The sequence below is a fragment of the Streptomyces sp. NBC_00988 genome (genome assembly GCF_045162645.1).
Taxonomy (GTDB): domain Bacteria; phylum Actinomycetota; class Actinomycetes; order Streptomycetales; family Streptomycetaceae; genus Streptomyces.
The window spans coordinates 6,496,064-6,519,128 of the sequence record NZ_CP108730.1 but is presented as its reverse complement, the minus strand read 5'-3'; the positions used below and the strand labels follow the sequence as shown (position 1 = coordinate 6,519,128).

The window sequence follows — 23,065 nt, the reverse complement described above, 5'->3', positions numbered from 1 at the left end:
CTCATCGCTCCGCCAGTTTCTTCGCGATGTTGTGTACGACGACGGTCGCGAACTCCGCCGCGCTGTCGCACAGTTGCCTGGTCGGCTCGGGGGCGTAGACGGTCAGCTGGAGGATCTCGGTGGTGCTCTCGCCGACGGAGTCCGTGTAGGTGCGGTGCGGGGTGCGTACCGTGCAGCTGTCCTTCTCGTCCTCGTTCGCGGTGTAGTAGCTCTTGGTGCCGGCGACGTTCACCAGCGTTCCGTCGTCGCCGTCCAGCGAGTTGTCCCGGCTGAACTGGATCTCCACCTCGCGGTCTCCGTCGCCGTCGCTGGACCAGTCGCAGTTCCAGGAGCCGAACCCGCGGTCCTCGTTGTCGACTTGGACGCCGGGGAGCCGCTTGAGTTCGGCGGCGTCGAGCAGCGAGCAGGCGTTCAGGTTGGCCAGGGACTTCGCGGCGGGCGCCGACGCATGCCGGGGCACCGGGCCGTGGGCCAGCACGCTGACCACGTGATCGGTGGCGGCGTCGGCCATCTGGCACGGGTCGGGCGACGTCTTCGCGTCGAACTGCTGCCCGATGACGCGGATCTGCTTGCCGTCGGGGGTCAGGACGGCCCGTTCGCAGAACACCCCGTCCCGCTTGATCCGTACGACCGTGAGGTCGGTGCCGGGTACCAGCCGGGTGGACTCGATGCGGTCGAACTCGTCCCGGTCGGAGTCGAGGTTGATCTGCGCGTCCGCGTTGTCGTCACCGCTGTTGTTGAGCACGATGACGTCGCACCGGTCGAGCTCCCCGTAGTCCGGGTCCAGCACGGTCTCGCCGAAGCGGCTCAGCGAGGCGGCGTCGATCAGCCCGCAGGGGTCGGCCGTTCGCTCGTCGCCGATGGTGCCGGCCCGCGCCGAGGCGGAGGCCTTCGCGTCGGTCCGGGCGGTGTCCTTGCCGTCCGCGCCCTTCGAGTCCCAGGGGGCGAGGAACACCAGCCCGGCCGCGAGCGCGCCGGTCGTGACCACCGCCGCGGCCGTGATCGCCAGGGCGCGCGGGCGTCGCGTCGGGACCGTGACGGCGTCCCGGGTACGGCGCAGGGCCTGGCCCAGCCGGAGGGTCGGGGAGGTGAGAGCGACGGTGCCGCGGTCGATGCGGTCCTGGACGTCCGCAGGCGGCGGGGTGGCGTGCCGCAGCAGCTTGAGCGCCTGCGCGGCGTCGGGCCTGTTCCGGGGTTCCACCTCCAGCAACTCGCCCAGTGGTCCAGTCAGTTGACCGGCCCGGCTCGTGGGCTCGATGCGTCCCTCGACGGCCCGGGCCAGATACGTCATCAGGTGTTCGGCCTCGCCGTACGGCGACTGCCCCTCGACCGCCGTGAACAGCGAGGCACCCAGGGAGAACACGTCCGCCTTCTGGCCGACCGGCTGCCCCTTGGCCACCTCGGGGGCCAGATACCGGGGTTTGCCGCGCACGCTGCCCGTCGCACTCTGGGTGACGTCGTTCCACAGGGCCCGGGAGATCCCGAAGTCGGTGAGTCTGGCGACGCCTTCGTCGGTGACGAGGATGTTCTCCGGGGTCACATCGCCGTGCACCACGCCCGCACGATGCGACTTCACCAGCGCGTCCGCGATCTGGCAGCCGATCGACCCGGCCTCCTCGGGCGCCAACGGGCCGCGGTCCGCCATGAGTTGGGCGAGGCTGCGGGAGGGGACGTACTCCATGACGATCCAGCAGGTGCTGCCCTCGTCGATGTAGTCGAAGACGGCCACGATGTTCGGGTGGTGCAGCCGCCCCGCGTTGCGCGCCTCGTCCATGAGCCGTCGTGTGGCCCGATCGTCGTCCAGGCGTGCGCATTTGACCGCGACCCAGCGCTGCAGCCGCTCGTCCCACGCCCGCCATACGACGCCCATGCCGCCGGTACCGATGGGCTCGTGCAGGAGATACCGGCCGTCGATCCTGTCCCCGGCCGCTGGTGTCACCGGCACCGTCCCACCCCTCGCCCTCACACACGGTCCTGACGGGTAACGGAGTGTACAGACCAGGCACTTGAGGGTGATCGGATTCACGGGACTCCGAAGGGACCCACCCCGAACCCCCACACGATGCGAGGTCGACCTCACCCCGGGTGTTCTGACCTGACCTAGGCCCAGACCACCGGGAGTTCCCGCAGCCCGTACACGATGTTGTCCTGGTTGTAGGTGAGTTGGTCCGCGGGAACGGCGAGGCGCAGACCGGGCAGGCGTCGTAGCAGCGTGGTGAGGACGATCTGGAGTTCCACCCGGGCCAGGGTCTGGCCCAGGCACTGGTGGATGCCGTAGCCGAAGGCGACATGGCGGCGGGCGTCGCGGGTGAGGTCGAAGTCGGCACCGGACGCGAAGAGTTGCTCGTCGCGGTTGGCGGTGGACAGCATGCAGATCACACCCTCGCCCGCCGGGATCGTCACCTCGCCCACCCGCACGGTCTCGGTCGCCGCCCGGCCGAGGCCCAGGTGGATGATCGTGAGGTGACGCAGGAGTTCCTCCACGGCGCCGCGCACCAACTCCGGGTTCTCGCGAAGGAGTTCCACCTGGTCGGGGCGGCGCAGCAGGGCGAGCACGCTGACGGCCGTCATGTTGGCCGTGGACTCGTGCCCGGTGACCAGGAGCAGGAAGCCGAGCGACGCGGTCTCCTGGTCGGTCAGGTCCTCGCGGGCGGCGAGCCGGCTGAGGATGTCGTCACCGGGTTCGCGACGCTTGCGCTCCGCCAACTCCGCGAGGTAGCCCATGAGTCGGGCGTGCGCACGCTCCGCCTCCGGGCGGGTGGTGCGGTTGTCGAGGAGGGTACGGCTGAGCGACTGGAACAGGTCGTGGTCCTCGTACGGCACCCCGAGCATCAGGCAGATGACCAGCGACGGGACCGGCAGCGCGAAGTCCGCCACCAGGTCGGCCGAGGTGCGTCCCTCGGTCATGCGGTCCACGGCCCGGTCGACGATGTCCTGGATGCCCGGCCGCAGTTCCTCGATCCGCTTGACCAGGAAGTCCTTGGTGACCATCCGGCGCAGTCGGGCGTGCTCGGGGTCGTCCATGCGGATGAAACTCGGCTTGGCGGTGGCCAGTTCACGCTGTCCGGCGGAGAGGAACGGGAACCCCGGTGTCCGCGCGTCCGCGCTGAAGCGGGCGTCGGCCAGCACGGCCCGTACCTCGTCGTACCCGGTGACCAGCCAGCACGCGGTGCCGTCCGGCAGCACGGCACGGGTGACGGCGGCCTCGCGGGCGGCGGCGGTGTAGGCGGGCGGCGGGGAGAAGGGGCAACTGCCGTAGGGAGCCGGGAGGTTGAGGGCCGGGACGGTGAGGGTGGGGGCGGTCATGGGTGGGCTGTCTCCTCGTGGTCGACGAGCGTGATGGCCCCGCTGGGGCACAGGTCGGCGGCGAAGCGCACCTCGTCGGCGTACCGCGCGTCCGGCTCCGGGACGAGCAGGGCGACCCGGCCGTCCGACTCGTCCTGCTCGAACACCTCGGGCGCGACGCCGACGCACTGACCCGCGCTGCAACAGCGGTCCCGGTCCAGGAGCACGGTGAGCGAGGGCTGCCGGTCGGAGGGGGTGCGGAGGGTGTTGAGCGTCGTGCACATGGTGGCGGTCTGGCCGGCCAGGACCAGGAGTTCGACGAGTTGCTCGGGGTTGAGGGCGCGGGCCAGGCGCTCCCAAAGTCCTTCGGGGATCAAGGAGTTGACGGCCAGCAGGTCGGCCGCCTCCAGGAGGGCGCGGTCCTCCGGCTGCCAGGGGTGGACGGCCAGGTCGACCGCCGTCGCGTCGATTTCCGCGGACGTCAGTCCTGCGTCCTCGGCCCGGGTGCGGTGCCGACCGTGGACGTAGGGCGCGTCCAACCGGTGGGCCACCCGCAGGACGATCAACTCCCGTCCGCGGTGGCCGAGGGTGCCCTCGTGGGTGAGGACACGGGCCAGGGAGAGCCAGGCGTGCGCGAGGACCGGGTGGTGGGCGAGGGTGCCGAACAGGTTCTCCCGGCCGGGGCCGTCCTGCCGGGAGTCGGCGAGCAACGACCGTAGGACCGGGGGCCATTGGGCGGGCGGGAGGGGCGGAATGCGGGGTGTGTGGGATTTTTGAGGGGTTTGGGGGGTGCGGGTCGTGGTCATGGTGCCTTGTGCCTTCGCGTTCGTACGGTGTCGGGGGCTCGGGGGGTGTCGCGGTTCACCGGCGGCTTTCCCCAAGGGCGTTCACCAGCGGCAGACGACCACTCCCGCGCTGGCCCCGCTCGCGAAGCCGAACATGCCGACCAGGTCGCCGCGTTGGAGGCGGCCGCTGTCGAGGGCGGTGGCGAGCTGGAGGGGGATGGTGTTGGTCGCCACGTTGCCGTGGGTGGGGAAGGTGGCCAGGATGCGGCTCTGGTCCACGCCCACCCAGTCGCAGACGACCTTGGTGAACGGCACCGACGGCTGGTGCACACAGACGAGGTCGAGGTCGTCGCCCTGGACGTCCAACTCCCGCAGCGCGCCCCGCACTTTCGCGGGCAGCCCCTCGAACGACCCCACCAACTGGGCGGAGTCGATGCGGAGATGGCCGAGTGTGCGGTGCTGCGCGTACGGGTTGGGCAGGGTCGCCGCGCGCCAGCCCCAGGAGTTGGCGAAGAACCGCGACCCGAGGATGCCGGGCCGGTCGCCCGCCTCCACCAGCAGGGCCGAGCCCATGTCACCGGTGCTGAGGCTGGGCAGCGCGGTCAACAGGTCGGCGGGGTCGTCCAGTTGCCAGCGGCTCTCCCGGGTGCTGACCTCGGCGGTGGTCACCAGCACCCGCCGGTACTGCCCGCTCCGGATGAACGCGTCCGCGACCTCAAGGGCGTTGAGGACTCCGTTGCAGGCGTTCTTCAGGTCGAACACCGGGCAGCCCAGGCCGAGTTTGTCTGCGACGACATGGGCGGTGGCCGGCTCCTCCATGTCGGCGAGGATGCCGGAGTAGAGCAGCAGGTCCACGTCGCCCGGTTCGGTGCCGGTGTCCTCGAACAGGCGCCGGGCCGCGTGCGCGGCCAGGTCGGAGGGCTGCTCCAGGTCGTCGGCCACGGTGCGCTCGGCCAGCCCGTACATGCGCTGGAGCACCCCGCGCGACAGGGGTACGGCGGGGCTGCCCGCCCGGAAACGGTCCTCCACCGCGGCCACGCTCTGGCGTCCCTCGGGGATGTGGACGGTGGCGTGGACGATGGTGCTGTGAACGGTCATTGGGCCCTCTTCGCTTCGATCCGGGTCAGCCCTCGGTCAGTTGTCGTCAGTCCTCGGCGGTGAGGAGCAGCACCACGTTGTGCCCGCCGAACCCGAAGGAGTGGCTGACGGCGGCCCGGACGCGCTGCTCGCGGGGCGCGCCCGTGACGCAGTCCAGGTCGAAGGGGAGGTTGTCCGGGGTGAGGTTGGCGATCGGCGGGACGGTGGAGCGGTGGATGGTCAGTGCGGTGAGCGCCGCCTCGATGGCGCCGGCCGCGCCGAGACTGTGCCCGAGAACTCCCTTGGCCGCGGTGACACTCGGCCGGTGCGGCAGCACCCGCGCGATCAACTCCGCCTCGGTCAGGTCGTTGAGCGAGGTCGAGGTCCCGTGCGCGTTGACGTGATCGACGTCCGCCGGGCGCAGCCCCGCCTCCGCGAGCGCCGACCGCAGCGCGGCTTCGGCGTGAACTCCCCCCGGGGCGGGGGCAGTCGGGTGATGCGCGTCGGACGTCTGACCGGCGCCCGCGAGACGGGCGTACCGCCGCTGCCCACGGGCCCGCGCGTCCGCCTCCCGTTCCAGGACGAGGATCGCGGCGCCCTCGGAGATCACGAACCCGTCCCGGTCCGCGGCGAACGGCCGTGAGGCGGCGGCGGGTTCGTCGACCCGGGACGACAGCGCGCCCATCCGCTGGAAACCGGAGGCGATCACCGGGGTGACGGCCGCCTCCGTGCCACCCGCCACCGCGATGTCGCACAGCCCGGCGAGCAGCAGCCCCCGTGCGACGGCCAGGGCACTGGCCCCGGAGGCGCACGCGGTCTCGGTCGCCAGGGACGGACCATGCGCGCCGAGGTCCAACGACACTTCCCCGGCAGCCATGTTGGAGATCAGCATGGGCACGAGCGCGGGCGACACCAGCTCGGGACCGCCCTGGTGATGGCGGATCGTCTGGTCCTCCAGATGCGCGGCCCCGGCCAGCCCCGAACCGATCACCACGGCGACCCGCGCCCCGTCCCACCCGGCCGGGTCGAGCCCGGCGTCGGCCACGGCCTCACGCGCCGCGAGCACGGCGAGCTGACTGAACCGGCCCATGCGCCAGGCCTTCCCGCCGCCGATCCGCGCCTGCTCCGGGGTCATCAGCGGGATACGGCAGGACAAGTCCACGGCGCAGCCCTTGAGTTCGGGGTCCGTGGCACCGGCGGACCGCCCGCTCAGGACCCCCGTCCAGGTCTCCTCGCGGCCGACCCCGGCCGGGGTGATGAGCCCCAGGCCGGTGACGGACACGGGCGCGGACGCCGCCTTCATCGCTCCCGCTTGGCGTTCAGCGCGGCGACGAGCTCACCCACGGTGCTGTTCTTGGCGGCCTCTTCCTCCGCAACCGGAACCCCGAGCTGCTCCTGGAGCGCCAAAGCGAGTTCGGCCAGCGCGAGGGAGTCGAGGTCGAGGCTCTCCAGGGTGGCCTCCGGCCGGATGCTCTCGGCGTTGACCTCGAACTTCTCGGTGAGTACGGCGGTCACGGCGGTCTGGACGGGGGACATGGGGTTCCTTTCGACGGGGCGGGCGGGGTGAGCGGGGCGAGTGAACTTCCGGAACCAAGTCGTCCGACCTGTTTTTTGCAGGGCAGACGCCGGTGGGCGGGGGCGGCGGGCACGACGCCGGGGGACGGGCGGGGTTGGGCTCAGGCGGGGGAGGGTCTGAAGCGGGGCGGGTATTACGCGGGGGCGGTCTCAAGCGGGACGGGTCTCAAGCGGGACGGGTCTCAGGCGGAGCGGGTATCACGCGGGGTCGGTCTCAAGCGGGGTCGGTCTCAGGCGATCTGGATCCTTAGGGCCGGGTCGGCAGCGGGTACGGCCCGGTCGGCAACAGGTAGGGCCGCGGCATCCGCACAAGGTGTGTCGATGTGCGGCACGGTCGGCAGTTCCGGCCACACCAGGGCTGCCGAGCCCCAGGTGAGTCCGGCGCCGAAGGCGGTCAGCAACACCCGTTCCCCGGCGCGGAGTTCACCCCGCGCTGCGGCGTCGGCCAGGGCCAGCGGGATGGACGCGGCGCCGGTGTTGCCGACGCGCGCGATGTTGGTGACATGCCGTTCGCCGGGTACCGGGATGCGGTCGCCGACGGCGGACAGGATGCGGGCGTTCGCCTGATGGGCGCAGAACCGGTCCACATCGTCGGCCGCCCAGTCCGCGCGCTTGAGCACGGTGTGGGCGGACTGGGTCATACGGGTCACCGCATGCTGGAACACCTCACGCCCCCGCATCCGGAAGTAACGGTCGCCCGGACCGAACTCACCGGGCCGGGAACGCTCCCGCGCACCACCGCCGGGCACCTGGATCAGCTCCTCGCCCGAACCGTCGCTGCCGAGGTCCAGCGCCAGTACGGCGCCCGGCTCGTCGCGCTCACCGCGCCGTAGGACCACCGCGGCGGCGCCGTCGCCGAACAGGATTCCGGCGGAACGATCCTGCGGGTCGAGCAGGGTCGAGTACACCTCGGCCGCGACCAGCAGGACCCGGTCCGCGCACCCCGAGGTCAGGGTGCCGACGGCGGCGGCGAGGCCGTAGACGAAGCCGCTGCACGCGGCGGAGACGTCCCAGGCGGCGATCTCACCGAGGCCGAGGCGGGTGGTCAGTCGGGGTGCCATGGCGGGCATGGGCCGGTCGGGGGTGGAGGTGGCGACGATCACGGCGTCGACCAGGGGTCCGCCGGCGACCGCGAGCGCGCGGCCTGCGGCCTCCAGCGCGAGGTCGCCGGTGGTCACACCCGGTGCCGCGCGGCGGCGTTCGCCGATGCCGGTGCGCCGGCGGACCCAGGCGTCGTCGACGTCCCACGCGGCGGGCAGGGCGTGGTTCGGCACCGCGTCCGGGGGGACGAAACCGGCGATGCCCTCAAGGACGGCCGTCTGCGGCGTTCTCAAGAGCGGGGCTGCGCTGGGCAGTCGGAAGGTCACACACGCCTCGATGGGGAAGTGATCTTGGACGAGCGTGCACGACTGTAGATCGGATCAAGATCGGGGCGGGGGCGCGGCGCGATGCGAACACGTGAACAGTTTCGGCCCGTTTTCCACAAAAGCGCAGCTCAGAGAGCGAAGTGAGGAAACGTTACGTCTGTTATGTAGCTCGCAGATCACCCGAAAGAGGGCGGTTGGAGGCGGCCGTTCGACGCACAACCGCCCCCGGGGTCATGTCAGTTCGTGAAGTCGAGCGTCAAGTGCCCCGGCGCCAGCGCGCTGAGGAAGCCACGCGCGTCCGCGAGGGCACCGGCGGTGACCACCCCGGACGGCCGGTGCGGGTCGGCGAGCACGCGGCAGGTCGCCTCCACGACGAGGGGTGCGGTGACCGCGTAGATGTCCTGGCCGGAGGCGACGGCACGGCGGGTCTCGCCGTCGCGCGTCGCCACGACCTCGACGAGGAAGGTCTGCGCGGAACGGCCGGAGTCGTCCACGGCGACGGGCCCGGACGTGTCGGCGGAGCGCAGGTCCTCTACGGCGGACACCGTCATGCAGGTGTCAATGTCCGGTACGGGGAGGTGAGTTGGGATGGTCGCGCTGTCGGCCATCGTGAACTCGCCGACCACGGGCTGGGTTCCGACGGGGTCCGGGAACGTCCAGTCGGCGCGGGGTGCGTCACCGGCCCGGGTCTGGAGACGGCCGTCCGCGTAGAGGATGCGGCCGCCGGAGCGACGGCCCGACGACACCTGGCCCGTGACGCGCGTGCCGTCGGTGGGGCGCCAGTCGCTGAGGGCGTAGGCGATGCTGATCCTGTCCGCGGCTGCCGCTGCGGCTCCGTGCCGGCGCCCGCGTCCGTCCGCCTCTCCGTCGCCGTCCCCGTCCCCGTCTACGGTCATCCAGTCGCCGATCGCCGCCGTCGCGAGGAGGTCGCCGAGACCGCCGTAGAACGCCACCGCCGGGACGACCAGGCCACCGGCCTCGCGGGCGCGGTCGCCGTAGGCGGCGATCGTGTCCAGGACCACCTCGGTCTCGGCCGTGACGTCGAGATACGGCACTCCAGCGCGCAGTGCCGCGTCGATCACCGGGGCCGCCGTCGAGGCGAACGGGCCCGCACAGTTGATCACCGCGGCCGCGCCGGCGAGGGCGCGGTCGAGGGAGGCGGGGTCGTCGACCGTGGCCGGGCGGGTCTCCAGGTCCGGGTACAACTCCCCCAGCGCGGCGAGCCGTTGAGGGTCGCGTCCGGACAGGATCGGGACGAGACCACGACGCCGGAGCTCCGCGACGACGAAGCGGCCGGTGTGGCCGTAGGCGCCAATGACGCTGACACGGGCGGGAGTCGCGGGAGTGGTGCTCGGCTGGGTGCGGTGATCCGTGGTCATGGATCAAGGGTCGCGGTCGGGCGCTCGGCGCTCCAGTGGCTGGAATGACGATGCCCGTACAGTTTCGGACATGAGCGCAGATGAGAAGCCGACCGGGCACAGGGTGGCACTGGCCGTCGCGGACGGCACCCCGCTCTTCGAACTGGCCTCCGCCTACGAGGTGTTCGGTGTGGATCGGGGGATCGCCGAGCCCTGGTACGAGCTGACCGTGTGCGGTCCGGCCGCAGCCGGGGTCGGGGGCTGGCTGCGCGCGGACACCCGCCACGGACTCGACGCGCTCGCCACCGCCGACACGGTCATCGTCCCGGCCTGCCACGACGTGGACGAGGAGCCGACACCCGCACTGGTAGAGGCAGTTGGGGATGCCCACGAGGCCGGCGCCCGGATCGTCTCGCTCTGCACGGGTGCCTTCGTGCTGGCCGCCGCCGGACTGCTGGACGGGCGCCGCGCCACCACCCACTGGGCGCACACCGACGTCCTGGCCGCCCGCCATCCCGAGGTCCAGGTCGAACCCGACGTGCTCTACGTCGACGAGGGCACCGTGCTCACCTCGGCGGGCAAGTCGGCGGCGATGGACCTGTGCCTGCACGTCGTACGCACCGATCATGGCGCGGCGGTGGCGAACACACTCGCCCGCACACTGGTCGTACCGCCCCACCGGCTGGGCGGGCAGGCCCAGTTCATCCCGGCACCGGTGTCGCACGGCACGCACCACGGCACGGAACATGCCCTCACGGAACTGCTGGCCTGGGCGACGGCCCGCCTCGACCAACCGCTCACGGTCACCGACCTCGCCCGGCGCGCGGCGATGAGCCCGCGCAACCTCACCCGCCACTTCCACGCGGTCACCGGCACCACTCCCCTGCAGTGGCTCCTCGTCCAACGGGTCAACCGCGCCCAGGAGTTGCTCGAACGGACCGACCAGGGGATCGACCAGGTCGCCGCCGGTTGCGGGTTGGGCAGTGGGGCGACGTTGCGGCGGCACTTCAACCGGGTGCTGGGGGTGCCGCCGGAGGCGTATCGGCGGACGTTCAGGGAGGACGTCCGGGCCCGACGCGCCACGGCGTGAGGTCAGGGCGTGAGCTGCTGGTGCCCCATGACGGAGAGGCCGGCCGCGCCTTCCACCGCCACGTCTCAACTCTCCTCCGGGAGACGGGAGTCGACGCGGACCCCGACATGCTCGCGCACGCGCTGCTCGCCTTCGCGGACTTCGAGACCGGGGACTATCTGCACGCCGGATGCGGCATCCCGACCGCCCGCCTCCAGGCCACCTGGGTGGACCTGGTCCGGCGGGTGACCCACGACGGAACCGGACCGGCGCCGACTGGGAGAATGGACCCATGAGCATCGTCAAGATCAACGTACTCACCGTCCCCGAGGAGCAGCGCGAGACGCTGGAGAAGCGCTTCGCGAACCGCGCCGGAACGGTGGACGGCTCCGACGGCTTCGAGTGGTTCGAGCTGCTCCGTCCCGTCGAGGGCACCGACACCTACCTCGTGTACACGCGCTGGCGCGCCGAGGAGGACTTCCAGAACTGGATGTCGGGAATGGGGCAGGCCGCGCACCGGGGCGCACCCCAGGAGGGCGGCGCGCAGGGTGAGCGGCCGAGGCCCGCCTCGACGGACTCGACGCTGTGGACGTTCGAGGTGGTGCAGCAGGCGGGGCCCAAGGAGGGCTAGACGAGTAGTAACCGGCGTGGCAGCTGCCGCCCGCCAAGAGTGGAGAGTCGGGGGTGCGGCTCGTTTGTTCGTGGAGCAGTCAGTGGCTGGCACGAATCATCACGGTAAGGACTGGGGAGGCCGGTGACGGCTGGCTCTGCCCGATGTCCTCGTACCCCCACGACTCGTAGAGGGCGCGGACCTTTCCGTCGCCAGCCGCCGAGTTGACCATGAGCGTGACGAGCGGCTCCTCGCGTGCGGCGAGGAATGCGTCATGGATACGGCGGGCGGTGCCGGTCTTCCGCCAGACCGGCCGGACGCCGATCTCCTTCAGGGCTACGGCCGGACGCTCGGTGTACTTCTCCGGCGGGGCCGGGGTGGTGCGCTGCCAGTACCGGTCGCCGTGCTTGATGGTGTTGCCGTAGGCGTAGCCGACCGGGTGCCCGTCCGCGTACGCGAGGACGGCCGTGAACCCCGGTTCGGTAGCGTGCCGGTCCAGGCGCTCACCGAACGCGGTGACCGCGTAGTTCGGCAGGTGCAGCAGCGGGGCGCGCACCTCGGCGTACACATCGAGGAGATCGCCGCGGACGGTGTCGAGAGTGGTGACCGTGCGCAATTCGACGGCGGACGCGGTGGTCATGCGGCCCTACCTTCTTGAGTGCGTCCCGTGAGTTCGCGACTCCGGGATGGAGCGAGCGAGCCGAAAACAAACGGCAGCGCCAGGCCCCCATCGCCCTGGCCCGCCGCAAGGTCAACGTCCTCTACGCGATCCTGCGAGACCGTCACCCCTACGAAACCCGGACGCCGCTTCAACTCATCGCTTGACACCAGCATTAGGCAGCCATCCTCCAGGTGGCGGCATGCTCGGTCCACGTCTGCACGGGGGTACTGCCCGGCGCGGTAGCGCGCAATGCAGCACCGAACTCCTGCAGCATGCGCGTCACTCGGGCGTGCTGGGTGGCGGCATCGACGGGGACCTTCATCGCCGTAGTCGTCGCAGCTTCCGGCGCGCCCTGCGCAAGTTGGGCGTGTGCGAGTCGGGTCGTAGTGATGGCCCTGGACCGGGCCATGTGGGGCCGGAGGGCGGACAGGCAACGGTGGGCGTGGAACTCGGCGGTCGGGTAGTCGCCAAGTGCCAAGTACGCGGATAGGGCCAGGTGGTCGAGCTCGGCCTGGTCATAGAAGGCGAGCATCCACACCGGGCGGTAGTCGGCGGGGTCGGCGCGCAGCATGGCGTCCTGCGCCTGTTCGAAAGCACGGCGGGTGCCGGCGTGATCCTGTGCCGCGCCGTGGATGGCGCCCTGGCGGGCCAGGCCGAGGGACGCGAACAGGAGGTCGCGGCGGGTGAGGTGGAGGTTGCGGGCGACGTCGTTGGCGGCGAACGCGTCGGCGGGGCGGCCCATGTGCCGGTACATGGTGCCCGCGTGGCTCCAGATGCGGAACTTGATCGCCTGGTCACCGGACATCTCGGCGAGGGCCTGGGCCTCGCGCATGTGCGCCTTGGCGTCGTCGTAGCGGCGGCCGTCGATGGCGGCCCACATCGCCGAGGAGCGGAAGGCGGCTGCGGAGGCGTAGAGGTTGCTGCGTACGCGTTGGGTGGCGGTGCCGGCGTTCTGGAGGTTGAGCGCTTCGTCGGCGAGTGCGGCGGCCCGGTGCTCGATGCCGAGTTGGCCGCCGTGGCGGTGGTCGCTGGCGATGAGTTCAGCGAAGCGCTTCTGGAGGCGGTCGACGTCGCTCATGCCGATACGGCGGGGGGATGCGGTGCCGGGCGTGGCTGCTGCGGCGGCAGCCGCGGCGATTCCGCCGACGAGGGTACGGCGCTTCATGTCGGGGTCCTCCTGCTGCGATGGGGCTGGGGTGGGCCGAGCCCGGCCCCATGGCACGAACCCTAGGGCGACGGCGGGCAGACCGCTGACGTCCTCAAGTGCCTTACGGGTAGCCGACTTTGGCCACTTGACCCGGCCCGCCTTCCAGGCCCTGACCGATGATCCGTCGAGGCCGCCGGGTCTCCCGGTGAGTCGCTCTAAAGCCCTGTTCACCGTGTCGGCAAGGCCGTTGGAGCTGTAGCCGTGTTCGGCCATCCACGCCTCCAGGACGGTGTTGCGCGTGGTGTCCATGTCCGCACGGTAGCTCTCACATCCCCGCACCCGCCAGGTAAATGGCAGGTCAAATCGCCCTAGGCGGCAGCGCCAGGAGGGCGGCTGAACGCCCTAACCAACCAGCCGTAGACGGGAGTTGTCTGGTTGCTGGCTGCCCGTCACCCATGTGCGGGCGGCTGTTGACCGGCCCGGGCCGCCCCTGACACCTGCCGAGGGGGGCGAGCCGGGCGCCGAGACAACACGAAGGCCCCACGCCCAATGACGAGTCTCAGTACGCCAGTTCAGGCCGCCCCCATCGGCCACCCCGCCTACAGCCAGACCTTCCCGTGCGAGCCGTCCACGGCCGAGATCGGCCGCAAGCTCGTTCGCGACGCCCTCGGCGTATGGCACCTCGACAACCTCGCCGACCGCGCCGCGCTGATCATCTCGGAGCTGATCGCGAACGCCGTCAGGCACACCTCGTGCCACTCGATCCGATTGATGATCGGGCGGCCGAGCCCGGAACGGATACGCGTCGGGGTGGCGGACCGGGCACCTTCGCGCCTGCCAGTTCTTGGTCCCCCGGATGACGACGACGAGTCAGGGCGTGGCCTGTTCCTCATCGACGCCGTCGCCGACCGTTGGGGCTATGACCTGCACGGCTCGGGCAAGCACCCGTGGGGCAAAGAGGTCTGGGCCGAACTCCTCATCGAGGGCGACGAGTGAGCACTCCGGCCGCCTTGACCCAGCCTCTCCCGGACATCGCCCGCCTCCGGCCCCGACAGCAGATGGCGATGGAGTGCGCCCACTGTGCCCGGTACCTGGGGGCGAGCGGGCGGGTCCTGGGTGACGTGCACCATCTGGGCCTGCCGTTCCGGCTCTGGGTCTGCGCACCCAACTGCCGGACGGCCGGCTGACCAGACTCCCGCTTCCGGTCGTGCGGTTCTGTGCCGTGCAGCCGGAGGCGGGCGCCACCGCAACACCACAACCATTCAAGGGAGTTGGCATGACGCGCAGCACCGTAGTACCGAGCACCACCCTGGTGAGCCAGCAGGCCCCCGCGGCAACGGACGGTTTCGACCTCGACGTCTCGCTCGTCGAGATCGCCGACCCGGCGGGCCTGGTCAACCTGACCGACGACAACTGCGGCTCCACGTGCGGCGCCTGCACCACCAACGTCGCCTGACCCGAGGCTTCGGGCCTCTCCGGTCCGGTGCCGTCGCGCTCTACGGCGTGACGGCACCGCCCGTCCGTCCCTCGCTCACGGAGGTAGTAGTGGCTGCTCCGCCCTCAGCGTTCCGAACCGGCACGACCGCTCTCGTACGAGCCGTTGCCCGGCCGACACTGCCGTGTCCTCCGTTGCCTGACCTCGACGATCACTCGTCCAACGCATCAGCCGCCAGCATCTCGTGGCTGCGCACGGTCTGGTCCGACGAGGACGTCGTTGAAGCCCTGCAACACGCCAGCCCAGCCCTGGCCGTACAGGTACGGAGCGTGTGCACTTCCGAGAAACCGTCCTCGCGCGTCGTGCGACGTACGGCGCTGTCCGTGGCCCGCTATCTGCTGCGGTCCGAGCATCGGGCAACACCTTTCGGCTTGTTCGCCGGCGTGGCCACCGCGGAGTTCGGTCCGCAAGCGCGGGCAGGTTGGGGAGCGAAACACGTCGCCGTCGGCCGCGCGGGGGCGGAGTGGCTGGACTCCGTGATCGAGCAGTTGGAGTCGTGCCCGGACCTGCTCGAACGGCTGCCTGTCGTCGTCAACAACACCGTGACGACCCGAGGAGACCGGCTCATCGTGCCGTTCCAGCCCGATGTCCAGGACGACCGGACTCGCGCGGTCGAGGCGTCCATGGCCCTGACCGACCCTGTGCGTACGGTCCTTGCCGCGATGCGGGCGCCGATCCGCTTCGGCGCTCTCCTGGACAACCTCCGGGCGGAGTTCCCTGAAGCCGGGCACGTGAAGTCGCGTGCTCTGCTATGGGAGTTGATCCGGCGGCGGGTGCTGATCACGAGTCTGCACGCACCGAGCACCGAGACCGACGTACTCGGGTATCTGCTTGCCCAGCTCGACGCGATCGACGCCGCAACCCTCGCCCCGGTCGCGGAGACAGTGCGTGAGCTGCGCGCTGTTCGCGAGGGCCTGGAGGAGTGCGCCACGCGGGGCGGCCGGCACAGCGTCGCGGATCAGATGCGGCAACTCGTACCCGGACTGCGTCGCCACCCCATTGCGCTCGACCTGCGACTGGACGCGCAGATCGTTCTGCCTAACGCCGTAGCCCGAGAGGTCGAGCGCGCCGCCCTCGTCCTGACCCGGGTGAGCACCTGCCCGTACGGGACCGCCGCGTGGAACGAGTACCACCAACGGTTCTACGAGCAGTACGGCATCGGCACGCTGGTGCCGCTCGCGGAGGCCGTGGCGGACAGCGGCACCGGCTATCCCGACGGCTACCCAGGCACTCCGGCCGGCACGCGTCGGCCTCGCGTCTCCGCCCGGGATGACACCCTCGTACGGCTCGCGCAGGCCGCCGCGCTCGACGGCCGCGACGAGGTACGCCTCACCGACGAGCTGATCGCGGCCCTGGACATGGGACCCGAAGAGCGGCGACTGCCACCGCACTTGGAGATCGGGGTACGGGTGCACGCGGCCAGCCTGCGGGAGTTGCAGCGCGGGCGGTTCCGGCTGGAGGTCGTGAGCGTGTCACGCGGCGTCGGCATCTCTACCGGCCGGTTCCTCAGCGTGCTGGCCCCCGGCGACCGTCAGGCCCTGGCCGCGGAGCTTGCCGATCTCCCGGCCGCGGACGGCAATACCGTGCCCACACAGCTCTCCTTCCCACCGCTGCTCCCCGAGAACGCCCACGTCACCCGCGTCCCGCAGATCCTGCCCACCGTGATCAGCCTGCAAGAACACCGTGCTCCCGGCGACGATGTCCTCACGCCCGAGGACCTAGCGGTGGGGTGCGACGGCCGCCGTATGTACCTCGCCGCCCCCGAGCGCGGCCAGCGCATCGAGGCCGTCGGGATGCACGCGCTGAACCTGCACACGCACACTCCGCCCTTGGCAAGGTTCATCACCGAGCTGTCCCGCGCCCAGTGCGCGCAAGTCACCATGTTCGACTGGGGTGTTGCAGCGGCAATGCCGTTTCTTCCGCGTCTGCGGTACGGGCGCACAGTGCTGGCCCCGGCCCGCTGGCGACTGGAAGCACCCGAACTGCCCAGCCGTGCACGCCCTCGGGCCGAGTGGAACACCGCACTCACCGACTGGCGAGCCCAACGGCGGCTCCCTCGGCGGGTTTTCCTGGTTGAGGACGACCGGCGGTTGTTCCTCGACCTCGACCAGGCCGGCCACCGCACGCTGCTACGCCGGCATCTCGACCGTACCCACCTGGCCGTGCTCGTCGAGGCCCTGGAACCCGAGGCACTTGGCTGGTGCGATGGCCGTATCCACGAGGTTGTGGTGCCCCTCAAGGCGACCCGGCCACCAGCGTGGCCACCCCTGCCCGCTCCCACCCAAGCCCGTGCCCTCTCACCGGCCCAGATCCAGACACCGGCCGCCTCGTCGGTGCTCCTGGCCACCCTGTACGGAGACCCCCGCCGCCAAGACGCCCTGCTCTCCCGCCACTTGCCCGAACTCCTCACACAACTCGGCGCCCCGCTATGGTGGTTCATCCGCTTCCGGGATCCCGAACAGCACTTACGCCTACGCATCGAACTCCCCACTCCGGAGGCATTCGCCGAGACGGCCCGGACGGTGAGCGCATGGGCTGACGAACTGCGCCGCGCCGGTCTGGTGGCCGACCTGCGCTACCCAACCTCCTATCGTGAGATGGGCCGTTGGGGCTCCGGTGCCGCATGGAACGCGGCCGAGGAAGTCTTCCGGGCGGACTCGCGCGCAGTCCTGGCCCAGCTCTCCCAGCCACGGCGTCCACACGAGCGCACGCTGGTGGCCGCACACTCCGTCGCCATCGCTTCCGCGTTCCTCGGCAGCGCTCAAGCCGGGATGCGCTGGCTGATCGACCACGTCCCGCCCAGAGCCCCCGCGCCAGTACCCCGCCCGCAGTTCACCGACGCCGTACGTCTCGCCGACCCTGCCGACGACTGGGCAGCCCTGCGCACAGCCCCAGGAGGATCAGCCATCGTGTCGGCGTGGGCCGACCGCGATGCAGCGCTCGCCGCCTACCGGCTGCACCTGCCCGGCCCGGACACCGCGGGCATCGCCGTCGACGACGTCCTGACCTCCCTGCTGCACGTCCACTTCGTACGGCACATCGCGGTGAACTTCCCCGAGGAAGAGGTCTGCCTCTATCTCGCCCGCGCCGCCGCCCTGGCGTGGACAGCACGCGCCACCGGGAGGACATCGTGACCACCCACACCGCGCTCGACCTGGCAGCAGCCGTCGCCGACCAACTCGCCGACCCCCACATGACACGCCTTGAGCAGGCGATCTCCCATAGGCAGCACCTTGCCTACGGCCTTCCCGGTATCGCCCTCCTGCACATCGAGCGAGCCGCAGCCGGACTGGGCCCCTGGCAGCGCGTCCACGACTGGCTCGCCGCCGCCTCCCGCGAACCGTTCACCAGCGGCCCCGACAGCCACCCCTTCTACGGCGCACCCGCCTTCGCCCACGCCCTGGCCCGCGCCGCCGATCACCTGCCCGGCGCCTACCAGCGCGCCCTCGGCACTCTCGACCACCAGCTGACCACCGACGTGAACCTTCGCCTCGACGCCGCACACCGACGCATCGACGCCGAACTCCTCCCGGCGCTCGCCGAGTTCGACACCATCCGTGGCCTGACCGGCTACGGTGCCTATCTCCTGCACCGAAGCTCCAGTGCCACCGCGCTCCGCGCCGTACTCGACTACTGCGTACGCCTCACTCAACCGATCACCTACGACGGCGAGTTGATGCCGGGCTGGTGGACGGCCATGGGACCTTCAGGCAGCCCGGACCACCGTTTCCCCGGCGGCCACGCCAACAACGGCATGGCACACGGCATCGGAGGCGTGCTCGCACTGCTGGCACTCGCCGCCGGGCAAGGCACCTTCGTCAACGGCCATACCGAGGCACTGGGACGGATCCTGGTCTGGCTGGACCACTGGCGAGAGGACACCGGCCGAGGACCGAGGTGGCCGTACTGGATCACCCGAAGTGAGCTGCGCTCAGGCCGACTTGGTCCGTCCGCACCTCGGCGACCGTCATGGTGCTACGGCACTGCCGGTCTCGCCCGCGCCCAGCAACTTGCCGCGCTCGCCCTCGGCGACGCCGGTCGCCAGGTCGACGCGGAGAACTCACTCGTGACCGCCCTCACCGATCCCGCCCAGTTGACGGCCACGACGGACAACGGCCTGTGCCACGGTTTCGCCGGCCTCGCACACATCGCCGCCCGCGCAGCTGACAACGCCCACCCCGCGACCGTCGGACGCCTCCGCGCTGCAATTCCCGTACTCCTGGCCGTAGTTCACCCGCCGGGAACCGACCCCGCACACGCCGCCTCGACGCTCATACGGGACGAGGAGCGAGGCCCCGGTTTCCTCGACGGCGCCGCAGGCATCGCCCTGGCCGTCATCGCGCCCAGTACCGCCACACCACCCCGATCCGCCTGGGACGCCTGCCTGCTCATCGCCTGACCGCATCGACCGAAGGACCTCCGCATGCCCCCGGACCGCCCCGACCGCTGGCAGCAACACAACATCACTTTCGTCGACCGTGAGAGCGGCCAGCGAGCCATCGCCGAATGCCTCGCCCCCGTGCTGCTTGCGGCTGAAGCGGACGGTCATCTCACCGGCTGGTGGTTCATGAACAAGCAGCCCTGGCCGCTGCGTTACGTCGCCGATGAGCCCTCACCCATCGTCGAAGCGCTGCTGAGTGATCTCGTCGACGACGGCACGGTCGTGTCGTGGCTGCCCTGCGTCTACGAACCCGAGACCGACGCCTTCGGCGGCCCCGAGGCCATGAACATTGCCCACGACCTGTTCCACCAAGACAGCCGCCATCTGCTCACCTACCAGCCCGGTCCGGAGCATCTGGGCCGCAGGGAGACCAGCGTGCTGCTGGCGAGCGCGATGATGCGGGCGGCCGGCCTGGACTGGTTCGAGCAGGGTGATGTGTGGGCGAAGGTCGCCGCTCTCCGACCGGCTGCCACGCCTCCGACCCTCGGGCGGGACACCGAACTTGTGCCCTCCATGCGGAAGTTGATGACCGCCGAAGCCCACGGACTGTGCTGCTCCACCGGCCCGCTCGCCGGGCACGACGGGTGGGTCTCCGCGTTCGAGAGGGCGGGCGCCGCACTCGCTTCCCTCGCCGCGAACGCCGGACTCACCCGCGGCCTGCGGGCCGTCATCGCCCACCACGTGATCTTCCACGCCAACCGCGCCGGTCTCCTCCGGGACGACCAGAGCGCACTGTCCAACATCGCACGAGAGGTAGTCATGGGAACGAGTGACAACACCGCGTCGCCCGGCGCGGCAAACGCCGGCGTCGATAGCGTCAGCGCGGTGAACCCCGACACGATCACCACCCCCGCAGTAGACGCCGAGCGCCTCCGCAACGCCCTGGTCGACCAGCTTCGCGCGGAGGGTCACGCCCGCACGACCGCCGTCGAGACCGCGTTGCGGACCGTGCCCCGCCATGTGTTCGTGCCTGAAGTATCGCTCGAAGACGCCTACGCCAACACACCGGTGCACATCAAGTACGACACCGACGGCACATCGATCTCCTGCGCCTCCCAGCCAAGCGTCGTCGCCCTCATGCTGGACCAGCTCGACGTTCAGACCGGCCAGCGCGTCCTCGAACTCGGCGCAGGCACCGGCTACAACGCCGGACTGCTCGCCCACCTGGTCGGCGCGAACGGACACGTGACCACCCTCGACGTCGACGACGACCTCGTGGACGGCGCCCGCGCACACCTCGCCGCCGCCGGGATCACCAACGTCGAGGCCGTAACCCGCGACGGAGCACTCGGCTACGCCGAGGGAGCACCGTACGACCGGATCATCGCCACCGTCGGTGCCCACGGCGTACCGCACGCCTGGCTGCGGCAACTCGCCCCCGGCGGACGGCTCCTCGTCCCCCAGCGACTCAAGGGCACGGTGTCCCGCTCCATCGCCTACGAGCAGCGCGACGGCCGATGGGTCTCCCTCGGCAGCGAGATGAACACCTTCATGCCGCTCAGGCGAGGCATCGCCGACGACGACCGCCGAGTCATCCCGCTCAGCGCGGACGGGACAGTACGGCTTCAGGCCCCGGCCGGGCTGAACATCAACGCCCACGCGCTGACCGGTGTCCTCGACCAGCCGCGCACCGAGGAATGGACCGGCATGACAGTCCAGGCCATGGAGTCACCGGAGTGGATGGAACTCTTCGTCACCTGCTCCCTCCCCTCCGGCCTGATCCGGATGCTGTTCCCCCAGAGCGCCAAGGGCGACCTGCTCACCGAGGACCCCTACCCCTCGTCGACCGCTGTCGTGAACAAGGGCGCCGTCACCTACCTGGCGCGGCGCCCGTCGAAGGAGAAGACCCCCGAGGGCGGCAAGCTCTGGGAGTTCGGGGTCATCGGCCACGGTCCCGGCAGCGACGAACTGGCCGCGAAGGTGGCCGACGCCATCCGCACCTGGGACCGCGAATACCGCAGCCGCGAGGCCACGTTCGAGATCCAGCCCCTCGACGCTCCCGCCATCGAGCAGCGCCCCGACCCCTTCACTCTCGACACGCCGCTGAACCGCATCGTCGTCGACTGGCAGTGACGCCCGGCACGTAGCGGAAGGTGGCCGCCGGCGTACGACTGGCGGCCACCGTCTCCTCACCAGTTCCCACTCGCGCCGGAGGAGTAGATGGACCCGCACGGACCTATAGCCCAGCGCTTCCCACTCGTCGCCCGATTCCGGCCCGCCTGCCTACCTCTGCCTCAGCGCGTACGCGCGCTCACCGACCTGGCCAACACTGCAGTGAGGGAGACCAACCAGGGCCTCGCATCGGCCGTCTACAACCAAGCCGCGCTCATCGCCTCCGACCTCGACCTCCCCGACCTCGCCCGCGAGATGTGCCACCAGCACGCCGCCGCCTACCTCGGCGCCTGCCCCCTGCCCGGCATGAGTGCTATTCGGGGGCTGGAACCGGTCGTCAACCTCGCCCGCCTCCAGATCCGCGCGGGCCACGGCGACGACGGACGCCAACGACTGCTCGACCTGTACGACGCCGTCGGCGCGGGCGCAGCGGCTGGGTTCGAGGGCATCGCGGTACCGGCGGACCTCACCGCGACCGACGAAGACCGCCACGAGGTCCAGGCGTGGCTGTGGCGTGTGCTCCTCGCCGACGGCACGCGGACCCTCACCACCGAGGGACGTTGGGCCGAGGCCCTGACACACATCGAAGCCCACCGCGGCGTAGGCCAGCGGATGCTCGACGGACGCCAAGTCGCCGTACTGGCCGCCCTAGTTGAGGGTGACACGGCACGGGCCACTGCTCTCCTCACCGCCACGATGCCCGGCGATCCATGGGAGCAAGCCGTCACCACATGCCTGTCTGTCCTGTGCCGCCGAGACGCCGGGCAACTGGTCGACGGCCACCTGACGAGCCTGCTGACGACCTGCTCCGAGCGGAAGAGCGAACCCGGGATGACCGTCTTCGACACCCGACTCGGACTTACCGTCCTTGACGCGATCGGTTCCGCCAAGGCGCCCGCCGCTCATCGCATCGTGGACGACCTGCACCGCAGGATGACGGACGCCGGAGACGGTTACGCGGCCCGCGAGAACCTGGCGCATCCCCTGTTCACCGCGATCGCCACAGACCGGCAAGTACAGGACTGCCATGCACTGGAGCGTGCCTGTGCCCTTGGGGCAGAGACCATCTCGGACGACCTGGGAGGAGAACTGACGGCGGCTCTGCGCGCGAGCGACAGGGTGATCCGGGCAAGCCTCGGACACTCCTCCGAGACCGCTCCTGCGCTCAGCCTGCCTGAAGCTCTCCCATGACCCGCTCGGCCATGCACCGGGCAGGTCCCCGTCCCGGGTCCTCCAGCTGCGCATACGGCCCAAGGATCTTCGAGCAGGCGAACAGCGTCATCAACTTGCCCTCGCGGCTCCCGAAGTCGGACCGGCGTTCGTGCCGTACGCGGTCGGCCAGAGCCGGGACGGCAAGCGAACTCGCCCAGAGCGAGGCCGAGTCCAGGCCCCAGCGGGGCGTTGCCCCAGTCCTCCCAGTCGAAGAGGCTGAACGTCGGCGCGGTCATGTTGGCCCAGTTCAGATCCGCATGGGCCGGCACCCAGCGCTCGACGGTCGTATCGAAGTCGCCGGTGAAGGCACCTTGGATGGACTCGGTGACGAGGGCCTGGGTGATGGTGACGGTGTCCGGTGTGGCGACACGCTTCGTGTTCTGTGCCGCCAGAGCGTCCAACGAGGTGTTCAACGCGGTCCACCACTCGTCCGGCAGCCCCCGGGGCCGCGCTCAACACGGCGGCGCCGCCGGGAACTCCCGGCAGAAGCTCGGTTTCGTCGGCCCGCCACATCACCGGTCCGGCCGGGTCCCGCCAGACCACGCATCCGTGCCACTCGGGCCGGGGGATGCCTTCCAGACGTGCGGCGGACTCCGTACCGTTCCATCCCTGGTCGGGGATCTTGTCGAGCAGGCGTCGCTCGATCCGTACCCAGGTGTCACGGTCTGTCCGAGCCCCCGCGGAACGACGCTTGCGCACCACCGTGTCCGGCAGCAAGCGCACATGCAGAGACCGCTCGACGCGGTCAAGAACCTCGTCGACCGGATGCACTCGTAGATCAACAGCCTGGCCGGGAGGACCGAGAGCGTCATGCGTGCGACCGTAGCAGCGGACCCGACCAGGGCCGGCCGACGCCGGACGGGTCCCAACT

General features: G+C 70.8%; 20 protein-coding genes and 1 pseudogene. 10 read left to right on the top strand and 11 right to left on the bottom strand.

Annotated features, from left to right (window positions below):
• Position 1: 1 nt before the first annotated feature.
• The 8 genes from OG496_RS29900 to OG496_RS29865 form a co-directional block, all read right to left on the bottom strand.
• A complete protein-coding gene (locus OG496_RS29900; RefSeq protein WP_405973091.1) occupies positions 2–1,945 on the bottom strand; it encodes a protein kinase domain-containing protein in 1,944 nt (647 codons plus the stop codon).
• Between the two features lie 155 nt (positions 1,946–2,100).
• A complete protein-coding gene (locus OG496_RS29895; RefSeq protein WP_405973090.1) occupies positions 2,101–3,306 on the bottom strand; it encodes a cytochrome P450 in 1,206 nt (401 codons plus the stop codon).
• A complete protein-coding gene (locus OG496_RS29890) occupies positions 3,303–4,091 on the bottom strand; it encodes a ferredoxin (protein ID WP_405973089.1) in 789 nt (262 codons plus the stop codon). Before OG496_RS29890 ends, OG496_RS29895 begins: the two co-directional genes overlap by 4 nt.
• 81 nt (positions 4,092–4,172) lie before the next feature.
• Complete coding sequence (locus tag OG496_RS29885) at positions 4,173–5,168, bottom strand: 3-oxoacyl-ACP synthase III family protein (RefSeq protein ID WP_405973088.1); 996 nt, start codon at positions 5,166–5,168, stop codon at positions 4,173–4,175.
• Positions 5,169–5,214: 46 nt separating this feature from the next.
• On the bottom strand, positions 5,215–6,450 hold the full coding sequence (locus tag OG496_RS29880; RefSeq protein WP_405973087.1) for a beta-ketoacyl-[acyl-carrier-protein] synthase family protein: 1,236 nt from the start codon (positions 6,448–6,450) through the stop codon (positions 5,215–5,217).
• A complete protein-coding gene (locus OG496_RS29875; RefSeq protein WP_405973086.1) occupies positions 6,447–6,683 on the bottom strand; it encodes a phosphopantetheine-binding protein in 237 nt (78 codons plus the stop codon). The genes OG496_RS29880 and OG496_RS29875 overlap by 4 nt, the downstream gene beginning before the upstream one ends.
• 269 nt (positions 6,684–6,952) lie before the next feature.
• Complete coding sequence (locus OG496_RS29870; protein ID WP_405973085.1) at positions 6,953–8,089, bottom strand: beta-ketoacyl-ACP synthase III; 1,137 nt, start codon at positions 8,087–8,089, stop codon at positions 6,953–6,955.
• 236 nt (positions 8,090–8,325) lie between these two features.
• A complete protein-coding gene (locus OG496_RS29865) occupies positions 8,326–9,468 on the bottom strand; it encodes a saccharopine dehydrogenase family protein (protein WP_405973084.1) in 1,143 nt (380 codons plus the stop codon).
• A gap of 70 nt (positions 9,469–9,538) precedes the next feature.
• Here OG496_RS29865 and OG496_RS29860 point away from each other — a divergent pair, with 70 nt between their 5' ends.
• Genes OG496_RS29860 through OG496_RS29850 form a run of 3 tightly spaced genes read left to right on the top strand, consistent with a single transcriptional unit; the run spans position 9,539 to position 11,147 of the window.
• Positions 9,539–10,537 carry a helix-turn-helix domain-containing protein gene (locus tag OG496_RS29860; protein ID WP_405973083.1) on the top strand — a complete coding sequence of 333 codons (999 nt, stop codon included), beginning with the start codon at positions 9,539–9,541 and terminating at the stop codon, positions 10,535–10,537.
• The gene (locus tag OG496_RS29855; RefSeq protein WP_405973082.1) at positions 10,534–10,812 is read left to right on the top strand and encodes a hypothetical protein; all 279 of its coding nucleotides are present in this window, start codon (positions 10,534–10,536) and stop codon (positions 10,810–10,812) included. The genes OG496_RS29860 and OG496_RS29855 overlap by 4 nt, the downstream gene beginning before the upstream one ends.
• Positions 10,809–11,147 carry an antibiotic biosynthesis monooxygenase family protein gene (locus OG496_RS29850; RefSeq protein ID WP_405973081.1) on the top strand — a complete coding sequence of 113 codons (339 nt, stop codon included), beginning with the start codon at positions 10,809–10,811 and terminating at the stop codon, positions 11,145–11,147. The genes OG496_RS29855 and OG496_RS29850 overlap by 4 nt, the downstream gene beginning before the upstream one ends.
• A 79-nt stretch (positions 11,148–11,226) precedes the next feature.
• Here OG496_RS29850 and OG496_RS29845 read toward each other — a convergent pair whose 3' ends face one another.
• Positions 11,227–11,766 carry a GNAT family N-acetyltransferase gene (locus OG496_RS29845; protein WP_405973080.1) on the bottom strand — a complete coding sequence of 180 codons (540 nt, stop codon included), beginning with the start codon at positions 11,764–11,766 and terminating at the stop codon, positions 11,227–11,229.
• A gap of 193 nt (positions 11,767–11,959) precedes the next feature.
• Positions 11,960–13,243 (bottom strand): XRE family transcriptional regulator, encoded by a 1,284-nt coding sequence (locus OG496_RS29840; RefSeq protein WP_405973079.1) that lies wholly within the window; start codon positions 13,241–13,243, stop codon positions 11,960–11,962.
• A 240-nt stretch (positions 13,244–13,483) separates the two neighbouring features.
• Between OG496_RS29840 and OG496_RS29835 the strand changes: the two genes are divergently transcribed.
• The 7 genes from OG496_RS29835 (at position 13,484) to OG496_RS29805 (ending at position 22,173) form a co-directional block, all read left to right on the top strand.
• Complete coding sequence (locus tag OG496_RS29835; RefSeq protein ID WP_405973078.1) at positions 13,484–13,930, top strand: ATP-binding protein; 447 nt, start codon at positions 13,484–13,486, stop codon at positions 13,928–13,930.
• Between the two features lie 14 nt (positions 13,931–13,944).
• Positions 13,945–14,121, top strand: a complete 177-nt coding sequence (locus OG496_RS29830; RefSeq protein WP_405973077.1) for a hypothetical protein — start codon at positions 13,945–13,947, stop codon at positions 14,119–14,121.
• Between the two features lie 89 nt (positions 14,122–14,210).
• Positions 14,211–14,390 carry an FxLD family lanthipeptide gene (locus OG496_RS29825; RefSeq protein WP_405973076.1) on the top strand — a complete coding sequence of 60 codons (180 nt, stop codon included), beginning with the start codon at positions 14,211–14,213 and terminating at the stop codon, positions 14,388–14,390.
• Between the two features lie 218 nt (positions 14,391–14,608).
• Positions 14,609–17,563 carry a lantibiotic dehydratase gene (locus OG496_RS29820; protein ID WP_405976733.1) on the top strand — a complete coding sequence of 985 codons (2,955 nt, stop codon included), beginning with the start codon at positions 14,609–14,611 and terminating at the stop codon, positions 17,561–17,563.
• Positions 17,560–18,828, top strand: a complete 1,269-nt coding sequence (locus OG496_RS29815; RefSeq protein ID WP_405973075.1) for a lanthionine synthetase C family protein — start codon at positions 17,560–17,562, stop codon at positions 18,826–18,828. Before OG496_RS29820 ends, OG496_RS29815 begins: the two co-directional genes overlap by 4 nt.
• A gap of 24 nt (positions 18,829–18,852) precedes the next feature.
• The gene (fxlM, locus tag OG496_RS29810; protein WP_405973074.1) at positions 18,853–20,943 is read left to right on the top strand and encodes a methyltransferase, FxLD system; all 2,091 of its coding nucleotides are present in this window, start codon (positions 18,853–18,855) and stop codon (positions 20,941–20,943) included.
• A gap of 87 nt (positions 20,944–21,030) precedes the next feature.
• On the top strand, positions 21,031–22,173 hold the full coding sequence (locus tag OG496_RS29805; RefSeq protein ID WP_405973073.1) for a hypothetical protein: 1,143 nt from the start codon (positions 21,031–21,033) through the stop codon (positions 22,171–22,173).
• Here OG496_RS29805 and OG496_RS29800 read toward each other — a convergent pair.
• Positions 22,148–22,965, bottom strand: a pseudogene (locus OG496_RS29800) (hypothetical protein). The gene OG496_RS29805 and the pseudogene OG496_RS29800 overlap by 26 nt on opposite strands.
• Positions 22,966–23,065: the final 100 nt, after the last annotated feature.

Excerpts from the sequence above, each read along its gene's own strand:
- OG496_RS29895 (WP_405973090.1), bottom strand. The coding sequence starts at position 3,306 with ATGACCGCCCCCACCCTCACCGTCCCGGCCCTCAACCTCCCGGCTCCC.
- OG496_RS29890 (WP_405973089.1), bottom strand. The coding sequence starts at position 4,091 with ATGACCACGACCCGCACCCCCCAAACCCCTCAAAAATCCCACACACCC.
- OG496_RS29885 (WP_405973088.1), bottom strand. The coding sequence starts at position 5,168 with ATGACCGTTCACAGCACCATCGTCCACGCCACCGTCCACATCCCCGAG.
- OG496_RS29880 (WP_405973087.1), bottom strand. The coding sequence starts at position 6,450 with ATGAAGGCGGCGTCCGCGCCCGTGTCCGTCACCGGCCTGGGGCTCATC.
- OG496_RS29875 (WP_405973086.1), bottom strand. The coding sequence starts at position 6,683 with ATGTCCCCCGTCCAGACCGCCGTGACCGCCGTACTCACCGAGAAGTTC.
- OG496_RS29865 (WP_405973084.1), bottom strand. The coding sequence starts at position 9,468 with ATGACCACGGATCACCGCACCCAGCCGAGCACCACTCCCGCGACTCCC.
- OG496_RS29860 (WP_405973083.1), top strand. The coding sequence starts at position 9,539 with ATGAGCGCAGATGAGAAGCCGACCGGGCACAGGGTGGCACTGGCCGTC.
- OG496_RS29850 (WP_405973081.1), top strand. The coding sequence starts at position 10,809 with ATGAGCATCGTCAAGATCAACGTACTCACCGTCCCCGAGGAGCAGCGC.
- OG496_RS29845 (WP_405973080.1), bottom strand. The coding sequence starts at position 11,766 with ATGACCACCGCGTCCGCCGTCGAATTGCGCACGGTCACCACTCTCGAC.
- OG496_RS29840 (WP_405973079.1), bottom strand. The coding sequence starts at position 13,243 with ATGGACACCACGCGCAACACCGTCCTGGAGGCGTGGATGGCCGAACAC.
- OG496_RS29835 (WP_405973078.1), top strand. The coding sequence starts at position 13,484 with ATGACGAGTCTCAGTACGCCAGTTCAGGCCGCCCCCATCGGCCACCCC.
- OG496_RS29825 (WP_405973076.1), top strand. The coding sequence starts at position 14,211 with ATGACGCGCAGCACCGTAGTACCGAGCACCACCCTGGTGAGCCAGCAG.
- fxlM (WP_405973074.1), top strand. The coding sequence starts at position 18,853 with ATGCCCCCGGACCGCCCCGACCGCTGGCAGCAACACAACATCACTTTC.
- OG496_RS29805 (WP_405973073.1), top strand. The coding sequence starts at position 21,031 with ATGGACCCGCACGGACCTATAGCCCAGCGCTTCCCACTCGTCGCCCGA.